19 protein-coding genes are annotated in these 16,945 nt (G+C 28.8%); 6 read left to right on the top strand and 13 right to left on the bottom strand.

Annotation, left to right across the window (positions count from 1 at the left end; translation table 11 throughout):
* Positions 1 to 10: 10 nt before the first annotated feature.
* Both L8W69_RS00865 and L8W69_RS00860 read left to right on the top strand, forming a co-directional pair.
* A complete protein-coding gene (locus L8W69_RS00865; RefSeq protein WP_263666179.1) occupies positions 11 to 454 on the top strand; it encodes a GatB/YqeY domain-containing protein in 444 nt (147 codons plus the stop codon).
* A complete protein-coding gene (locus tag L8W69_RS00860; RefSeq protein ID WP_263666177.1) occupies positions 451 to 1,104 on the top strand; it encodes a DNA/RNA non-specific endonuclease in 654 nt (217 codons plus the stop codon). The genes L8W69_RS00865 and L8W69_RS00860 overlap by 4 nt, the downstream gene beginning before the upstream one ends.
* 31 nt (positions 1,105 to 1,135) lie before the next feature.
* Here the strand turns inward: L8W69_RS00860 and dnaK are convergent, their stop codons facing one another.
* The 3 genes from dnaK to L8W69_RS00845 are packed head-to-tail and all read right to left on the bottom strand — an operon-like array spanning position 1,136 to position 4,309.
* On the bottom strand, positions 1,136 to 2,998 hold the full coding sequence (gene dnaK / locus L8W69_RS00855; RefSeq protein ID WP_263666176.1) for a molecular chaperone DnaK: 1,863 nt from the start codon (positions 2,996 to 2,998) through the stop codon (positions 1,136 to 1,138).
* Between the two features lie 22 nt (positions 2,999 to 3,020).
* The gene (grpE, locus tag L8W69_RS00850) at positions 3,021 to 3,530 is read right to left on the bottom strand and encodes a nucleotide exchange factor GrpE (protein WP_114640401.1); all 510 of its coding nucleotides are present in this window, start codon (positions 3,528 to 3,530) and stop codon (positions 3,021 to 3,023) included.
* Positions 3,527 to 4,309, bottom strand: a complete 783-nt coding sequence (locus tag L8W69_RS00845) for an HrcA family transcriptional regulator (protein WP_087700643.1) — start codon at positions 4,307 to 4,309, stop codon at positions 3,527 to 3,529. Before L8W69_RS00845 ends, grpE begins: the two co-directional genes overlap by 4 nt.
* Before the next feature lie 240 nt (positions 4,310 to 4,549).
* On the opposite strand from L8W69_RS00845, the gene L8W69_RS00840 reads away from it, so the two are divergent.
* Entirely contained in the window at positions 4,550 to 4,681 is a 132-nt protein-coding gene (locus L8W69_RS00840; RefSeq protein WP_256374638.1) for a hypothetical protein, read from the top strand.
* On the opposite strand, the gene L8W69_RS00835 is transcribed toward L8W69_RS00840, so the two are convergent.
* The 5 genes from L8W69_RS00835 to L8W69_RS00815 are packed head-to-tail and all read right to left on the bottom strand — an operon-like array spanning position 4,670 to position 9,134.
* Complete coding sequence (locus tag L8W69_RS00835) at positions 4,670 to 5,299, bottom strand: hypothetical protein (RefSeq protein WP_263666174.1); 630 nt, start codon at positions 5,297 to 5,299, stop codon at positions 4,670 to 4,672. The two genes, L8W69_RS00840 and L8W69_RS00835, sit on opposite strands and share 12 nt — an antisense overlap.
* Positions 5,296 to 5,532: a hypothetical protein gene (locus tag L8W69_RS00830; RefSeq protein ID WP_263659094.1), complete on the bottom strand. Its 237-nt coding sequence runs from the start codon at positions 5,530 to 5,532 to the stop codon at positions 5,296 to 5,298. The genes L8W69_RS00835 and L8W69_RS00830 overlap by 4 nt, the downstream gene beginning before the upstream one ends.
* On the bottom strand, positions 5,516 to 6,568 hold the full coding sequence (locus L8W69_RS00825; RefSeq protein WP_263666173.1) for a DHH family phosphoesterase: 1,053 nt from the start codon (positions 6,566 to 6,568) through the stop codon (positions 5,516 to 5,518). The genes L8W69_RS00830 and L8W69_RS00825 overlap by 17 nt, the downstream gene beginning before the upstream one ends.
* A gap of 9 nt (positions 6,569 to 6,577) precedes the next feature.
* Positions 6,578 to 8,737: a flagellar biosynthesis protein FlhA gene (flhA, locus tag L8W69_RS00820; RefSeq protein ID WP_133318796.1), complete on the bottom strand. Its 2,160-nt coding sequence runs from the start codon at positions 8,735 to 8,737 to the stop codon at positions 6,578 to 6,580.
* Positions 8,730 to 9,134, bottom strand: a complete 405-nt coding sequence (locus L8W69_RS00815; protein ID WP_220567238.1) for an Rrf2 family transcriptional regulator — start codon at positions 9,132 to 9,134, stop codon at positions 8,730 to 8,732. Before L8W69_RS00815 ends, flhA begins: the two co-directional genes overlap by 8 nt.
* A 184-nt stretch (positions 9,135 to 9,318) precedes the next feature.
* On the opposite strand from L8W69_RS00815, the gene rpsO reads away from it, so the two are divergent.
* Complete coding sequence (gene rpsO, locus L8W69_RS00810; protein ID WP_012661650.1) at positions 9,319 to 9,591, top strand: 30S ribosomal protein S15; 273 nt, start codon at positions 9,319 to 9,321, stop codon at positions 9,589 to 9,591.
* A gap of 187 nt (positions 9,592 to 9,778) precedes the next feature.
* On the opposite strand, the gene L8W69_RS00805 is transcribed toward rpsO, so the two are convergent.
* The 5 genes from L8W69_RS00805 to ilvC are packed head-to-tail and all read right to left on the bottom strand — an operon-like array spanning position 9,779 to position 13,884.
* Entirely contained in the window at positions 9,779 to 10,672 is an 894-nt protein-coding gene (locus L8W69_RS00805) for an RsmB/NOP family class I SAM-dependent RNA methyltransferase (protein ID WP_263666172.1), read from the bottom strand.
* Positions 10,659 to 11,045 carry a Holliday junction resolvase RuvX gene (gene ruvX, locus L8W69_RS00800; protein WP_263664421.1) on the bottom strand — a complete coding sequence of 129 codons (387 nt, stop codon included), beginning with the start codon at positions 11,043 to 11,045 and terminating at the stop codon, positions 10,659 to 10,661. The genes L8W69_RS00805 and ruvX overlap by 14 nt, the downstream gene beginning before the upstream one ends.
* Complete coding sequence (locus L8W69_RS00795; protein WP_263666171.1) at positions 11,042 to 11,809, bottom strand: DNA-protecting protein DprA; 768 nt, start codon at positions 11,807 to 11,809, stop codon at positions 11,042 to 11,044. Before L8W69_RS00795 ends, ruvX begins: the two co-directional genes overlap by 4 nt.
* A complete protein-coding gene (locus tag L8W69_RS00790; RefSeq protein ID WP_263666226.1) occupies positions 11,796 to 12,851 on the bottom strand; it encodes a divergent polysaccharide deacetylase family protein in 1,056 nt (351 codons plus the stop codon). The genes L8W69_RS00795 and L8W69_RS00790 overlap by 14 nt, the downstream gene beginning before the upstream one ends.
* Positions 12,852 to 12,861: 10 nt before the next feature.
* Positions 12,862 to 13,884: a ketol-acid reductoisomerase gene (gene ilvC, locus L8W69_RS00785; protein ID WP_263666169.1), complete on the bottom strand. Its 1,023-nt coding sequence runs from the start codon at positions 13,882 to 13,884 to the stop codon at positions 12,862 to 12,864.
* Positions 13,885 to 13,991: 107 nt separating this feature from the next.
* On the opposite strand from ilvC, the gene L8W69_RS00780 reads away from it, so the two are divergent.
* Together L8W69_RS00780 and holA are read left to right on the top strand one after the other, a co-directional pair.
* Positions 13,992 to 15,932 (top strand): VacB/RNase II family 3'-5' exoribonuclease, encoded by a 1,941-nt coding sequence (locus tag L8W69_RS00780; protein ID WP_263666168.1) that lies wholly within the window; start codon positions 13,992 to 13,994, stop codon positions 15,930 to 15,932.
* The gene (gene holA / locus L8W69_RS00775) at positions 15,925 to 16,890 is read left to right on the top strand and encodes a DNA polymerase III subunit delta (protein WP_263666167.1); all 966 of its coding nucleotides are present in this window, start codon (positions 15,925 to 15,927) and stop codon (positions 16,888 to 16,890) included. Before L8W69_RS00780 ends, holA begins: the two co-directional genes overlap by 8 nt.
* Positions 16,891 to 16,945: the final 55 nt, after the last annotated feature.

Raw genomic sequence — 16,945 nt, 5'->3', positions numbered from 1 at the left:
AGGAGAAAAAATGAGTTTAAAAGATCAAATTTTAGAAGATATCAAAGAAGCTATGCGTAATAAAGATGATTTTAAAAGAAACACTTTAAGAACGCTTAATGCTAGCTTTAAACAAATAGAAGTTGATGAGAGAATCACACTTAATAATGAAAGAATATATAAAATCATTGCGAGTGAGATTAAAAAACGAAATGAAGCCGCACTTGCTTTTAGCAAAGGTTCTAGAGAAGATTTAGCACAAAAGGAACTCCAAGAAGTAGCTATTTTAAGTGCTTATTTACCAAAACAACTTAGCGATGAGGAATTAGAAAGTGAGCTAAAAAAACTTATAGAAAAACTACAAATTAGCTCTTTAAAAGAACAAGGTATTTTGATGAAAGAAGCTAAAGCAGCTTTTGGTGCAAGCGTTGATGGTAAAAGACTTAATGAAATGGTAAGAAAGCTTTTAGCATGAAAAAAGTTTTAACACTTTGCGCCTTAGCTTTAAGCTCTTTTGCTTATACTCAATATGAATTACATCCTAGCTTTAAAGCTTATTTTAAAGACTGCTCTTTATTAATGGATAAATATTATTATATTAATTGTTATGATTATAATTATAAAGGCACCAAGGCAATTGCTTATAAACTAGAAGCTAAAATTTTAAATCAAGGACACATCAAAAAACGCCCAAAATTTAAAGATGATACCAATATTCCTAAAAAGTATAGAACTTATTGGGAGGATTATCTAAGAAGTGGTTATACAAGAGGGCATGTTGTACCAAATCAATCCATGAATGCAACCCCACAAGCCCAACTTAGCACTTTTTTAATGAGCAATATCACTCCGCAAAAAAAAGATATTAATGCAGAAATTTGGAATGAAATCGAACAAAGAGAAAGATATTTAGCAAAGAAAAATAAAGAATTAGAAGTCTTAAATTTAGTACTTTATGATGATAAGCCAAAACGCATTAAAAACAACATAGCCATTCCTAGTTTTTATGTCAAAATTCTTAAGGTTAAAAATTTCAGCGAATGTTATAAAGTGCCAAATAATGATAATTTTGCAAGATTTGATAGAAATTATTTTAAGGAAGATTGTAAAAAATATATTGATTAAACTAGAAGCAACAAGGCTTCTAGTTTAGTTTTTACTCAACTTCAGCATCGATTACATCATCTTCTTTTTTCTTTTGAGCGTTTGGTTCTTCTTTTTTATACATATTTTCTGCTAATTTATGAGAAACTTCACTTAAAGCTTTCATTTTGCCTTCGATTTCTTCTTTAGAAGCATTAGCATTTTTCAATGTCTCTTTTAACTCATCTAAAGCTTTTTGAATATTTGCTTTATCATCATCACCTACTTTATCTCCAAGCTCACTTAAAGATTTTTCTACTTGATGTACCAAACTATCAGCAGCATTTCTAGCTTCTACTGCTTCTTTGCGTTTTCTATCTTCTTCTTTGTGAAGCTCTGCATCTTTTACCATATTATTGATTTCTTCTTCACTTAATCCACTTGAACCTGTGATTTTAATCTCTTGAGCCTTACCTGTAGCTTTATCTTTTGCACTAACTGTTAAAATACCATTTGCATCAATATCAAAAGTTACTTCAATTTGTGGCATACCACGAGGTGCTGGTGGAATTCCTTCAAGATTGAAATTTCCTAAAGATTTATTATCACGGCTAAATTCTCTCTCACCTTGTAAAACATTGATAGTAACTGCGCTTTGATTATCTTCAGCAGTTGAGAAAACTTGCTCTTTTTTAGTTGGTATAGTTGTACCTTTTTCGATGATTTTAGTCATCACACCACCTAAAGTTTCAATACCTAAAGAAAGCGGAGTAACATCAAGCAATAATACATCTTTAACATCACCTTTAATAACCGCACCTTGAATTGCCGCACCTATTGCAACAACTTCATCAGGATTTACTGATTTATTAAGCTCTTTTCCAAAGGCTTTTTTAACTTCTTCTTGTACTAGTGGAACACGAGTAGAACCACCCACCATAACGATTTCTTTTACTTCACTTTTATCAAGCCCTGCATCTTTTACTACTTCATTAATTTTGCTAATAGTTTCAGCAACTAAACCATCAATCATACTTTCAAATTTAGCTCTTGTTAGAGTTTTAGTTAAGTGTTTTGGGCCACTTGCATCAGCTGTGATAAATGGTAAATTAATATTAGTTTCATTAGCTGAACTCAATTCTTTTTTAGCATTTTCAGCTGCTTCTTTTAACCTTTGTAAAGCCATTACATCGTTTTTAAGATCAATACCTGTTTCATCTTTAAACTCATTTGCTAAAAAGTCGATTAATTTATTATCAAAATCATCACCGCCTAAAAATGCATTACCGCCTGTTGCTAAAACTTCTACAACATTATCACCTGTTTCAAGCACAGTAACATCAAATGTACCACCACCTAAATCATAAACTACAATTTTTTCACTTTCTTTTTTATCAAGTCCGTAAGCTAAAGCCGCTGCAGTTGGTTCGTTAATAATTCTTAATACATTCAATCCTGCAATTTGTCCTGCTTCTTTTGTAGCTTTTCTTTGTGCATCATTAAAATACGCAGGAACAGTAATAACCGCATCTTCTACTTTCTCGCCCAAGAAAGCTTCTGCATCTTCTTTTAATTTCATTAAAACTTTTGCTGAAATTTCTTGTGGAGTATAAATTTTACCTGCTATTTCAATCGCACAAGCCCCATTTCTCTCTGTGATATGATAAGGTAAGCGATTTTTAGCTTCTTTTGCTGCTTCTTCATTGATCATCAAACCCATAATTCTTTTTATAGAATAAATAGTTTTTTCAGGATTAGTCACAGCTTGACGCTTAGCGCTATCTCCAACTAAAACTTCTCCCTTATCTGTAAAAGCAACTACTGAAGGAGTAGTGTTTTTACCTTCTTTATTTGGGATAACTTTACTCTCGCCTCTTTCATATACACTCACACAAGAATTTGTTGTACCTAAATCTATACCTATAACTTTTGCCATTTTTTATCCTTTTTATTAAATTTTATTTTGCAACACTAACTTTTGCTGATCTAATTACTCTATCATTCATCATATAACCTTTTTGTAAAAGTTGGACAATATGATTGCTTTCATGATCAGCGCTTTCAACATGAAACATCGCTTCATGTAAATTTGGATCAAACTCACCATTTGCTTCTATTGCTTTAACCATATGTTTTTCAAGTTTTTTCAAAAGCAAGTCTAAAGTGTTTTGAACCCCTTCTTTTATTTTCAAACTTAATTCATCATTAGCTTCTACATTAATAGCCGCCTCTAATGCATCAACTACATCAAGCAAATCTTTAGCAAAACTTTCATTTGCATAAATTGTTGCTGAAATTTTTTCTTTTTCCATTCTTTTTTTGATATTTTCAAATTCAGCATTTGCTCTTAAATAAGTATCTTTTAACTCATTATACTCTGCTTGAAGTTTTTCTAATTCATTGTTTTGATTTTCTGAATTTTCCACTGCTTCTTCTTGCATTTGCTCATTTTGCTTTTCTTCGCTCACGCAGCCTCCTTTATAATATTTAACATTGTTTTAAAATCAGAATACACACTACCGGCAAAAACCACATTAGATTCTTTGCCTAAAAATGTACTCTTAAGCTTTAATCCCATAAAACCCTCTTCAAATAAAGGATCAAATTGCAATTTATCGTTAAAATAAAATCCAATTTGAGGAGATAAAAGCTTAGCAAATTCATCATTTTGATAAATTTGATAAGCTTTACTCTCATTATATCTATAATAAACCATAGCTTCTTTTAGCATAGTTATTTTTTCCAATAACTCTTTAAACTCAACTCTAAAAGCTAAATTTTCAATACTTTTTAGATCAAGCCCTACTAGCCTTTGTAAGAAAACCAGACTATCTTGGCTAAATCTTAAAACCAACTCATTTTGTCCAAAATCAAGTATGATAAATTTATCATTAACCTTGGTAATATCTTGCAAAATAAGCTCATCGCCACCATAAACTAAGGTATAAATTTCAAACTTATCAAGCAAAAACTCCAACAATGCAAGATCGTTAATCACAATCTCATCTTCACAAAGTTGCTCATACCAATAAGCCTTCATAGCACTAAAAGTTGGTATGCGACCACTGCTAATATGAAGTTGCGTTAATACACCTTCATCACTTAATTTTTTAAAATAAACTCTTATAGTAGAAGCAGGTATGCTAACTTTATGATTTAACTCATTAGAACCCACAGGGTTATTACCCTCTAGATAGGTTTCAATGATAGTTTTTAAAATTAAATCTTTTTTACTATAAGACTTCACTATAAAACCTTAAATTTTTTATTTTAGCACTCAATGTTTTTAAGTGACAAGATAATTATACAACTTTAGTATAATAATGTCAAGTTATTTTTAAATAAAAATATTTAAAATTATTTAGTCTATATAACTAAAGTTTATTTAGCCATTTATATATAATATATAAAAACTCATTTTTCAGTTTTTTTAAAAGAAAAGATAATATAATTGCGTCTAGCAATATTTTTTAAAAGGTTTATAATAATGAAAAATCTTACTTTAAGAGAAAAGCAAGATCTTGAAGCTTATGTGTTTTCCAATATAGAAAGAAAAAAAATGGCTTTAAGTAGAATTTTAAAGTTATATTATTTAAGATTTTTTAGATTAGTTTTTTAATTTATATTTTCTCATACCCTCTTTTGTGAAAGATAAGTCTTTAAAATCAGGGGATGAGATTAACTCCATACAAGTTTTATCCAAATTTTCCATTCCACTTACTTGCATACTAGCTTGCAAATTTTCATCTAAATATAAATCAAAAATTACACAAGCTTGATTATTGACCTTGTAGAGAATTTTTCCACCTTTTTTCTCATCTAGTTCATACGCTTGTAATTTATCATTTTTACTCATTTTTTTAATTTCATTTGCAAAAGATTGATGTAAGGTATAATAAATCATAAAATCGCGCATAATATTTTTAATATCAGCAATTTCTTTTCTTAGTTTTGATAAATCTTTAGTGTATAAACTTATAAATTGCGTATTTAAGTATTCATTTAGACTTTTTTCGTTTAATTTTTCACACAATGGATAAATTTTAACCACGAAAGCCTTATCTTTAGCAAGTACTATATCCACACAAGCTTGCTTGTTTTGTTTGTATTCTAAAAATAAAGCTTGACTAGAGCTTAAATTTAGCGTGTTTTGTTTATTATAAGCAAAATCACTTAAATCTTCATAGATATTTGCATAAGAAAAAATTCCTATAAAAAGCAATAATAAATTTTTCATTCAAATAAATCTTTATGATGAATTTTTAAGTACTCCACTACTTCTAAGATCTCATCAACTCCTTCTTTTTGGGTATTATGACAAACTTCATCAATACAATCAATATAAACTCCAATTGCTTTTTCTAATTTTACTCTTTTTACCCCAGCAAACAAGAGCATTGCTTCTAAAACTATACTTAATTCATATTGTAAATTTTCTATTTCTTCTTTAAAATCATGATTTGTTTTCATTATTTTCCTTTAATTCTTTACTTTTAATTAAATCTACAAATTGTGCTTTTATAAAATCATAATTAGAGCTATCTTTATACGCAGCAAATAATCCTCCGCTAGCATTTTTATGCCCTCCCCCATTGACCAAACTTTTAGCCATCAAACTCACATCGATTTTATTATTTGCTCTAAAACTTAAGGTTTTTCTCGAACTAAGATCAACAAAAAAATCAAAATCAGGATTTTGCATTAAAAAATCATTTCCAATTACGGAAGTATTGCCTATATTTGAAGTTAATAAACCTTTACTTCCTTTATAAAATACACTAAATTTTTCTTTATTTACACTTAATCTTTCTACCACAAATTTAGAAATTAAATTGCTTAAAGTATCATCATTTTCTTTTTTAAAAAAAGATTTTTTTAAGCCATGCAAATCATCATCTAAATTAATATGAGCATTTTTTTGATGAATGTATTTTCTACAAACATCAAAAAGATAAAAAAGATATTTGATATTTTCTTGTGCAAACATTACCCTATTGATTTCTTTTGCTCCAGAAACCATACCAAGTAGTACTTTTCCAAGTTCAAAATTCTCATCTTCACTCAACCAAATATCTACTGCATTTACCACATCCACAAATTCTAACAAAGCCTTATTTTCACCATAACATTTACTAAAAAAATCATAAACAATCTTAGTAGCACATCTTTTATCATCTAAAAAATACCAAGGATATTTTTGCATACATTCTAAGCCACTTTGATGATGATCTAAAAGTAAAAGTTTGATTTTTTTGCCTTCTATGGCTTTTTGAAAATCTTCACATTGACTTAATGTTAAATTTAAATCCGTGATTAAAATCACAAATTCTTCATTAGGATTTTGCTTTAAATCTTCCTCTATATTTTTAAAAATCACATTAAAATTTTCATTAATCTCTTTACCATAATTAGAATTATAAAAATAACAATTCTTAAAATAAAAATCTAGCACATACTGACAAGCATAGCCATCTAAATCCGTATGTGAAAGATGATAAATTTTCATATTTTTCCTTTATAAATTATCAACTTTTATGATACCTTCTGTTTCAAACTTGGTATTTTCTGCAATCTCAGCAAAACTTAAGACCGTAATATTAATACCAAAATTAGAACAAATATCAGCAATGAATTTTCTAAGTTGCGGCTCAACACAAAGCAAGAAAGGCTTAATTCTTGTATTTGCCACACTTGCAAGTTCAGCTTTTAAAGCTTCTACTAAAGCACCAGTTTGAGCTACATTTATCATTAAATGATACGAACCATCTTTAAACTGCACATGCTCCATTAATTTTGCAGCTGCAGCAGCATCAAAAATATAAAAGCTAATTTGCCCTTTTTCATCCACATATAAATTTGTAATTGCTCTTGCTAAAGAAGCCCTTACATGCTCAATAATCATATCCAAACTCTTGCTTACTTCAGCTATATCACTAATTGATTCTAAAATTGTAAGCATATCTTTAATAGGAATATGTTCTTTAAGTAAAGCTTTTAAAACTTTTTGAATTAAACCTATGCTAGCAACCCTTAAACAATCATCTACCACGATAGGATAATCATTTTTGATTTTATCCAATAAATTTTGAACCTCTTGTTTAGTTAAAAGCTCTGAAGCATTAGCTTTTATAAGCTCACTCATATGGGTTGAAATCACACTTGCTGGATCAATTACAATATAACCATTTAGCGTTGCCTCATCTTTTAAAGATGATTCTATCCATAAAGCATCAGAATTAAAAGCAGGTTCTTTAGTAGCTATACCTTCGATAGGTTCAGTGATAAAACCACTATCCATAGCTAGATATTTATCGGGATAAATTTCAGCACTAGCTATACCTACACCTTTGAGTTTAAAAGTATATTCATTTGGTTTTAATTGCAAATTATCTCTAATTCTAATTTTTGGCATTAAAAAACCTAAACTTTGAGCTATATTGCGTCTTGTTGATCTAATACGCTCTGTTAATTCACTTTCTGCTAGTTTGATAAGTCCATAACCTAATTCTAATTCTAAAATTTCTAATTTTAAAATATCTGTGATTTTATTCTCTTCTTCTTTTAAGATTTCTTCTTCGCTGCGTTTTTGAGGTTTAGCTTGTTCTTCTTCATGGGTTTCTTGAGACTTTTTAGCTGAAATTGCATTGATTTGAATTTTACCTTCTTGCACTTGCTTTATCATATAACCAAGTCCTAAAAACACCAAAGCCATAAAGCCCAAAGAAAAATGTGGCAAGCCTGGTACTAAAGCAAATATAAATAAAACAAAGCCTACAATTAATAAAGTTTTGTATTCCCCTAAAAGCTGATTGATAGAACCTTCAGCAAAATTATCCTCATCTTTACTAGCACGCGTGATGATAATTGCAGTTGCCGTTGAAGTTATAAGTCCAGGAATTTGAGAAACAAGTCCATCACCTATTGTTAATATAGTATAAGTTGAAGCACATTCTCCAAGCTCCATATCATGCTGAAAATAACCTATCATAAACCCACCAATTAAATTTACAATGGTGATAATAATCCCAGCAACAGCATCCCCTTTTATAAATTTAGAAGAACCATCCATTGCTCCATAAAAATTTGCTTCAGCTATGATTTCTTGGCGTCTTGCGCGTGCAGTTTTTTCATCAATCAAACCTGCATTTAAATCCGCATCAATAGCCATTTGCTTACCTGGCATTGCATCAAGGGTAAATCTTGCTTGAACTTCAGAAACCCTTGTACTACCTTTAGTTACAACCATAAAATTGATTAAAACTAAAATACAAAAAACAACCATACCTATAACATAATTTCCACCAACAACAAATTCACCAAAACTTGCCACTATATCACTAACAGCAGCTGGACCTTGATGACCTTCGCTTAAAATCATACGCGTTGTAGCTATGTTAAGTGAAAGTCTAAAAAGCGTAATAATTAAAATCATAGTTGGAAAAGTTGTTAAATCTGTAGGTTTTGGTATATATAAAGAAATTAAAATAATTAAAACTGAAATTGCTATACTTAATGCAAGAAAAAAATCTAAAACTATACTTGGTAAAGGTACTATAATAATAGCTAAAATTGCAATAATTACAGCTACTATAGTTAGACTCTTTGCCTTTAAAATAGGTGCAACAAGTGGAGCAATCCAAGGCAATACTAAGCTAAAAATATCCCTTTTAGCCATTATTTTGAATAATATCCTCTAGAGTAATAGAAACTAAAAAATCATCTATCTTATTTTGAAGCTTCACCAACACAGGCATAATTTTACAATTTTCTTCTTTTTGCGAAGGACAAATTCCATTACTGCACTCAAATACATTGATAGATTTTTTCTCTACACTATTAATAATTTCTTTTAAAGTGTATTCACTTGGCTTTTTAACAAGCATAAATCCACCTTTAGCACCCTTATAAGATTTCAAAAGTGCGTCTTTGGCAAGCGCTTGTAAAATTTTTGCTAAAAAACTTTTTGGTATATCTAAAACACTTGACATAGTATCTACATCTTGTGGTTCTTGGGATTTTGCTATATGAATTAAAGACAATAAAGCATATTCGCTAGCTTTGGTAAATAACACTTTTTTCCTTTCATTGAAATATTAATAAACAATATCTATTTTTAACTTTAAATAAAAATTTTAATTATATCAAAAATATGTGTTGTTAAATATTAAATTTCTTATTTTTCAAATTTCAGCATTTTTTTTGTTTTTTTAGTTATAATTGCACTTTTTATTTTAAATACCGCTCAGGAGGTCTATTATGGCTTTAGATTCGGCTAAAAAAGCAGAAATAGTTGCAAAATTTGCTAGAAAAGAAGGAGATACTGGTTCTCCAGAAGTTCAAATCGCACTTTTAAGTGCAAGAATTTCAGATTTAACAGAACATTTAAAAATCTACAAAAAAGATTTTTCTTCTCGTTTAGGTCTTTTAAAGCTTGTTGGTCAAAGAAAAAGACTTTTATCTTATCTAAAAAGAAAAGATTATCAAGCTTATTCTAAATTAATCAGCGAATTAAATTTAAGAGATAAATAAGCCTCGTGCTTATTTATCTTTAATATATTTTATTTTAGTTATTTACCACTTCTTTAATTTAAGTTTTCAAAATTTCAATATTTTATTCACAAGAGTTTCACGATGTGATTTTAGCTTCTAAGTATCTAAAAATAGCACTTTAAGTTTTATGAGTAAAAATATTTTTCACATTTAATTTTATTGATTTTTAATGTTTTTTCACTTTTGCTATAAAAAACCCATCTGCATAATTATCTGGTAAAACTCTTTTGGCAAATGACAAGTCAAAATCATCACTTTTTGCATTAATGAAGTTAACATTTAATAAATCAAAATCTAGTAATTCTAATTTAAAATTTTCATTTCTTAACGCATTTTCTAAAACAGCTTCATTTTCTTCTCTTAAAAATGTACAAGTACTATAAACCAATTCCCCACCATGTTTTAAGGCTAGTAATGCTGAATGTAAAAGTTTTTTTTGCAAATTTGCTATTTGCTTAATTTCTTTTGTGTTTTTTTGTATTTCAAAACCCATTTTTGCAAAAGTTGAACAAGGCGCATCAAGCAAAATTTTATCAAATTTCAAAGGACAAGCTTTACCTATAGTGCGTGCGTCTTTTAAGAAGCATTTTGCAATTTTAACTTGATAATTTTCCATAGTTGTTTTTAAGGTAAAAAAGCGTGTTTTAGATAATTCACAACTTGCTAAATAACCTTCATTTTGCATAAAATTGGCCAAATTTAAACTTTTTCCACCAGGAGCTGCGCACATATCTAATACACTCTCACCAGCTTTAACGCCCAAGGTTTTAGCACATAAATACGAAGAATAATTTTGTATATAAAACTTACCCTCATTAAAAGCATTCATTGAGCTTAATTTGCTTTTAAAAATACTAGGTATTTTATAACAATACAAATCAATTTTTTCAAATTTTATATTTTTTTCATTTAGAATTTCTTCTAGTTTTTCATTGTCAATAAGCAAAGAATTTCTAAAAATATTGACATATTTTTCTTGATTAAAACTTTGAAGGATTTGTTCTTTTTGCTCTTTTGTATAAATTTCATCTAAAGCTGTATTTAAATCAAGCAAGGCCATAAAAATCCTTTAAAAATAAATATGCAGCTAAAGAATCAAGTTTGCCATCTTTTTTCTTTAAATTCACTACACCAAGCTCTTGTGCGTTTTTAGAGCTAAAACTCTCATCAACAAAAAAAACTTCTTTATCAAAACCAAGTAAAGATATGAAATGCTCTATTCTTTTTCGCATTTCATCTTCACTAGATCCGCCCAAAGGAATTCCTACCACCAAAGTATTTACATCATAGTCTTTAATGTATTTTTTTACCTCATTTGCTGCTTGATTGCGATTTTTTCTAATGATAGCTTCAAGTGGCATGGCCATGCTTTTATTAATACACAAAGCAACACCAATACGCTTTAAACCTATATCTAACGCTAAAGTATTCATATGTAAGCTCTTATTTTCACTCCAGAAATTTCCACCAGACCCTCAAGTTCATATTCATAAACTCTATCACCAAATTTTTTCAAAACTTTTTCTAAATCATTTTCATGCTTTAAAAAGCTTAACAAATCATCCTCACTTTGATCTTGATAAAGCTCTCCAAACATTTTTGCAAATTCCTCAAAATTATGAATTAAATTTGCTTTTTTTGTGGCTAAAAGTAAATTTGTTCCTTCACTTTCATCTTTCCTATGAGGTAATACATATATAGGTTTATTCATACTCAAAGCAAGCCTTGCACTTTGCATAGAACCACTTTTTAAATCAGCTTGAGCTATTATAACAACCTCACTTAAAGCAATAATAAGCCTATTTCTTAATAAAAAATCATATGGCTTTGCTTTATATTTTGCTTCATTTTCACTTAAAGCTAATGCATTTTCATAAATATTTAAAATTTCATTTGTATTAGCTTTTGGATAAATCTCATCAAGTCCATTAGCAAATATGGCTATAGTTTGAGGATAAGCTATTTTAGCTGCTTGGATATCCACACCCAAAGCCCCACCACTTACTACACAAACCTTAGTCTTTTTTAACAAAGATACTAACTCAATGAGACAATTTTTAGTATAAACGCTCATTTTTCTAGAACCTATAATAGCTACTTTTCTAGCATTTAAAAGCTCCAAATTGCCTTTATAATAAATCTTTGAAGGTGGATTTAAAAGATTTTTAAAATCTTCAATATTCTCAATAAATTTCATTTAAATATACAAGTTCAACTGAATTTAATAAATCTTTACTTTGCACCAAAGCTTTAAAAGTCTTTTCTCTTGGATGACCAATAGCTATAGCAAAACCTTTCTTTCTTGCCTCTTCTACTGCTTGTTTGAGTTGATTTTTAATATATGCTATATCATCTTCATTATCCAAAAAAACATCTCTAGCTATATAAGGCTGATTAAATTGACTTACTAATTTTTTAGCTTTAGAATTTCCTATGGTTCTTGAATCTACAAAAATAAAATCATTTTGTTTAAAAGCATTAAATAATTTTTCCATAGCCTGCTTATTTGCAGTAAATAAACTTCCTGTATGGTTGTTAATAAATTTTACTTTTGGAAATTGTTCTTTTACAAAAGCAATGCGCTTGCTTATTTTTTCCATATCATCACTAGGGTGTAAAGTGTTTAATTCTGCCTTGTCATATTTTATAGCAGCAAGAGGCAAATGCACCATAAAAAAGTCAAAATCCTTTGCAAACTCAGCTGTATAAGGATGGCGTTTATCAGGTGGAAAAAAAGATGGGATTAATTTTAAATTTGTTTTTTTAAGCATATCTACATGAGTGTGACTTGCCATATCATCTATGATAATTGCTAGACGAGGCTTGGTATTTTTTTGTACTAGAATTTGAGTTTTATTATCCTCGCTTTTATCTGATATATTTTGCTCTACATTTTTTGATTCTTTGCTTGTATTTTGATCTATTACTTCTAAAATTGAAGTTTGATTATCTTCTTTAGTTTGATTTAACTCTGTATTTACAGGGTTTAAATTTAAAATTTCACTAATATTTTTATCTAAAAATTCTAAATTTTCATTTTCTAAAGTCAAATTTATATCATTAAAACTAAAATTATTTTCTTGTTCTATTATAGGTAATGGTTCTTTTTTGTTTATTGTTTGATTGTAATCTAAACCTTTATTTTCTTCTTTTTTTAAAAACAAAGCTCCAAATGCAAAAAGAAAAATTCCAATTACAACAAGACAAAGCGCTAAAAGCACTTTGTATTTTTTATTTATAGTTTTCAAATTAGTTTTTATCTTTATCAACTAATTTTTTAGCACTAATCCAAGGCATCATAGCACGAAGTTCGCGTCCTGTTTTTTCTATCAAAGAATCATTCATTAATTTACGCTCTGCATGCATTCTTGCAAAATTCGCTCTTCTTTCTAAGATAAAATCTTTAGCAAAACTTCCATTTTGTATATCTTTTAAAACACCTTTCATAGCCTCTTTAGTTTCTTTGGTAATAATCTTAGGCCCTGTGATATAATCTCCATATTCAGCAGTATTAGAAACAGAATATCTCATATCAGCAATACCACCTTGATAAATCAAATCTACAATTAATTTCATTTCATGCAAACACTCAAAATACGCCATTTCAGGTTCATACCCTGCTTCAACTAAGGTTTCAAAACCAGCTTGGATTAAAGCACTAAGTCCTCCACAAAGCACCGCTTGTTCGCCAAATAAATCTGTTTCAGTTTCAGCTTTAAAAGTCGTTTCTATAATACCTGTTCTACCACCACCTATAGCACTAGCATAACTTAAAGCTAAATTTTTAGCATTTTTACTTTCATCTTGGTGGATAGCAATTAAACAAGGAGTACCCCCGCCTATACTAAATTCATGTCTCACAGTATGACCTGGAGCTTTAGGAGCTATCATAATCACATCTATACCTTTTGGAGCAACAATTTGTCCATAATGGATATTAAATCCATGTGCAAATGCTAGAGTTTTACCTGCTTTTAATTCAGGTTTAATTTCTTCATTAAAAATTTCACATTGAATTTCATCAGGAGCTAAAATCATAATCAAATCTGCTTCTTTAGTAGCTTCTTTTACACTTTTTACTATAAAATTTGCTTTTTGAGCTTTTGCCCAACTTTGCCCACCCTCTTTTAACCCTATGATCACTTCTACACCACTATCTCTTAAATTCATAGCATGAGCATGACCTTGAGAGCCAAAACCTATAATAGCTACTTTTTTTGATTTTATTAAATTAATATCACAATCTTTATCATAATAAATTGACACAGCCATTATGCACTCCTAAAATTAAAATTAAAGCAAAGATTATAACTAAAAAATATAAATTTAATCCTTTTATGATAAAATTTAAGTTTTGAAAAATTACTATAAAGAGTATTATGAAAGAATTATTTAATCAACTAAGCTATGGTCTAAATGCTGATGAAATTACCAATAAAAGCAAGCAAATCATTAGAGAGTTGCTAACTTGCGATATCATTAAATTTTATAAAAACAAATACTATTTAAAAGATGGCTTTACTTTTGGTAAGATTGATATTTCAGCTAATGGAACGGGATTTTTAGAAAGTTTTGATCCTGTTTTTAAGCGTGATTTGCTCATAGAAAATAAAAATTTAAAAGGAGCGAATTATGCTGACATAGTTGTGGCAAAATTACTTCCTCTTAAAAAAAAGCGTCCAAGTGCTAAAGTTATCTTAATACTTAAAAGAGTCCATGAAACTTCTTTGGTTATAACTAAAAAATACGGCGAAGCAGTCCTTGGAGTAAATATTCAAACAGGACTCACATGTGCCTTAAAAGCCTCTCAAAAATCCTTAAAAACTCTACCTTTGGGAACTATTTTAAAAATAGAAAATCATGATAATAATATCACTGAAGTGATAGGACATATTGATGATGATTTTGTAGATGAAAAAATTTCCTTAGCACTTTTTAATAAAAATGCAGTTTTTGATAATTTATGTGAAAATGAAGCAAGAGCTTATGGAAATGAAGTTGATGCGAGTATGTATCCATCAAGAAAAGATCTTAGAAATTTAAATTTTTGTACCATTGATCCAATTGATGCAAAAGATTTTGATGATGCAATTTATTATGATAAAAATGAGCATGCTATTTATGTAGCCATAGCTGATGTAAGTGCTTATGTGCATGCTTATAGTGCTATTGATAAAGAAGCAAGATCAAGGGGTTTTTCGATTTATTTTCCTCATATTGCTATACCTATGCTACCAAGAGCTTTGAGTGAAAATATTTGCTCACTAAAACCTAATGAAGATAGGTTAGCATTTTGTTTTAAAATAAGCTTAGATCAAAACAATGAAGTGATTAAAGAAGAGCTTTTTGAGGCTATTATCAACTCAAAACGCCGTTTTAATTACGATGAAGTTGATGAGTATTTACAAAAGCAAGAAGATTTAGGCGCAATCAATTGGCTTTATGAGGTTTTCAAAATCACTCAAAATTTACGAAAAAAACGATTAAAAAATGCTTGTGAGTTTAAAACCCAAGAGCTAAGAATGACTTTAGATGAAAATAATAAACTCATAAAAACACGCCTTGAAAATGACACTGCCTCGCATAATTTAATCGAAGATTGCATGCTTTTAGCTAATAAAGCTGCAGCAAAACTCATTGATATAGGAGTTTTTAGAAATCATTTAAGTCCTGATTATAAAAAAATAGATCAATTGCTAGCTGATCTTTCAACACTTAGTATAGATATTAATCCTAAAAATAATGTCATAGAATTATTTAAAGACATTCAAGTCTTAGCAAATGAGCTAAATATAAGAGAAGAAGTAGATAAACTCATCATCAAGGCGCAAAAAAAAGCAGAATATTCTAGTGAAAATGCAGGGCATTTTGGCTTAGGTTTTGATAAATATACCCATTTTACAAGTCCTATTAGAAGATATTCTGATCTTATATTACATAGACTTTTAAAAGCTAAAATCAATAATGATGAAAAAATGTTTAATTATTTGCTTTTAAACATACAAAGCACTTGTGAGGAATTAAGCTTATTAGAAAGAGAAGCAGATAAGGTTGCTTGGCATTTCATGGATAGAAAATTTGCAAGATGGGCAAAAGAAAATATAGGAAAAAGATTTAAGGCTTTAGTGGTAGAAAATCAAAGTTCATTGCAAGTAAAATTAAATGATGAAATTAAGGGGGCTTTGATTACCATCATAGGTTCAAGGGCAAATTTATTAGAAAATATAGAAGTAGAAATCACTGAAGTAGATATTGTTAGTGCTAAAATTTTTGGCAAAATCACCAAGCATTTTAGTTTAGAAAGAAACCAAAATGTATAAAAATCAACTCCAAAGCTTACTTAATAGCAATAATTTTCCTAATTATTTCTTACTTTATGGAGCGGATAATTTCCAAATAGAGCTTTATACTAAATTTATTAAAGACAAATACTCTTTTGATGAGAGTTTAAGATTTTATTTTGAAGAATATGATTTTAAGCAAGCATATGATTATTTATCTAGCGCTTCCTTATTTAGCGAAAGAAAATTGCTAGAAATCAAAACTCAAAAGAAAATCCCAAGTAAAGAACTCAAGCAACTTTTACAGCTTTGTCAAAATTCGCAAGATAATTATTTTTTACTTGAAATTTATGATGAAAGCTCCAAACAAAGTGAAGCGGAGAAAATTTTTGCTAATAATTTTTGTAGATTTTATAAAGTAAATTCAGCTAAGGAAGGCATGGAATTACTAGCTTTAAAAGCTAAAGAATTAAATATTAACATTACTCAAAATGCCCTTTATGCTCTTTTTTATAATTTTAATGAAAATTTATATTTAGCGGCTAATGAGTTAAATAAATTTAGTGGTCTAAATATCAATGAAAAAATTATCCAAGAGCATTGTTATAGTTTAAGTACTATTAGTTTTGAAAGTTTTTTTGATAAATTAATGCAAAAAAAAGATTTAAGGAATGAACTTGAAAATATTTTAGAAAATTACAATGAAATAGCATTGATTAATGCCTTATATGCAAATTTTTCTAGACTTTTTAAAATAGCTTTACATATTAAAATTTATGGAAATTTAGACTTAAAAGAAATTTTAGGCTATGCTCCACCTATTTCTGTGGCACAAAATCTTCAAAAACAAGCTCTTATGATCAAAATATCACAATATAAAAATATCTTTCTGACACTTTGTAATTGCGAATATGAATTAAAAAAGAATTCTAAAATAGAAAAAAAAGAATTTTTAATCGCAACACTTTTACAACTTAGCTCCATATTAAAAAGTTAAATTAAGAAAACTTATGGTAAAATGAAATTCGCATTTTATGCAAAATCCTTGCCTA

Source organism: Campylobacter sp. CNRCH_2016_3089 (genome assembly GCF_025772505.1).
Lineage (GTDB): Bacteria > Campylobacterota > Campylobacteria > Campylobacterales > Campylobacteraceae > Campylobacter_D > Campylobacter_D lari_D.
The sequence above is the reverse complement of the archived record's forward strand: the minus strand, read 5'-3'. Positions and strand labels throughout refer to the sequence as shown.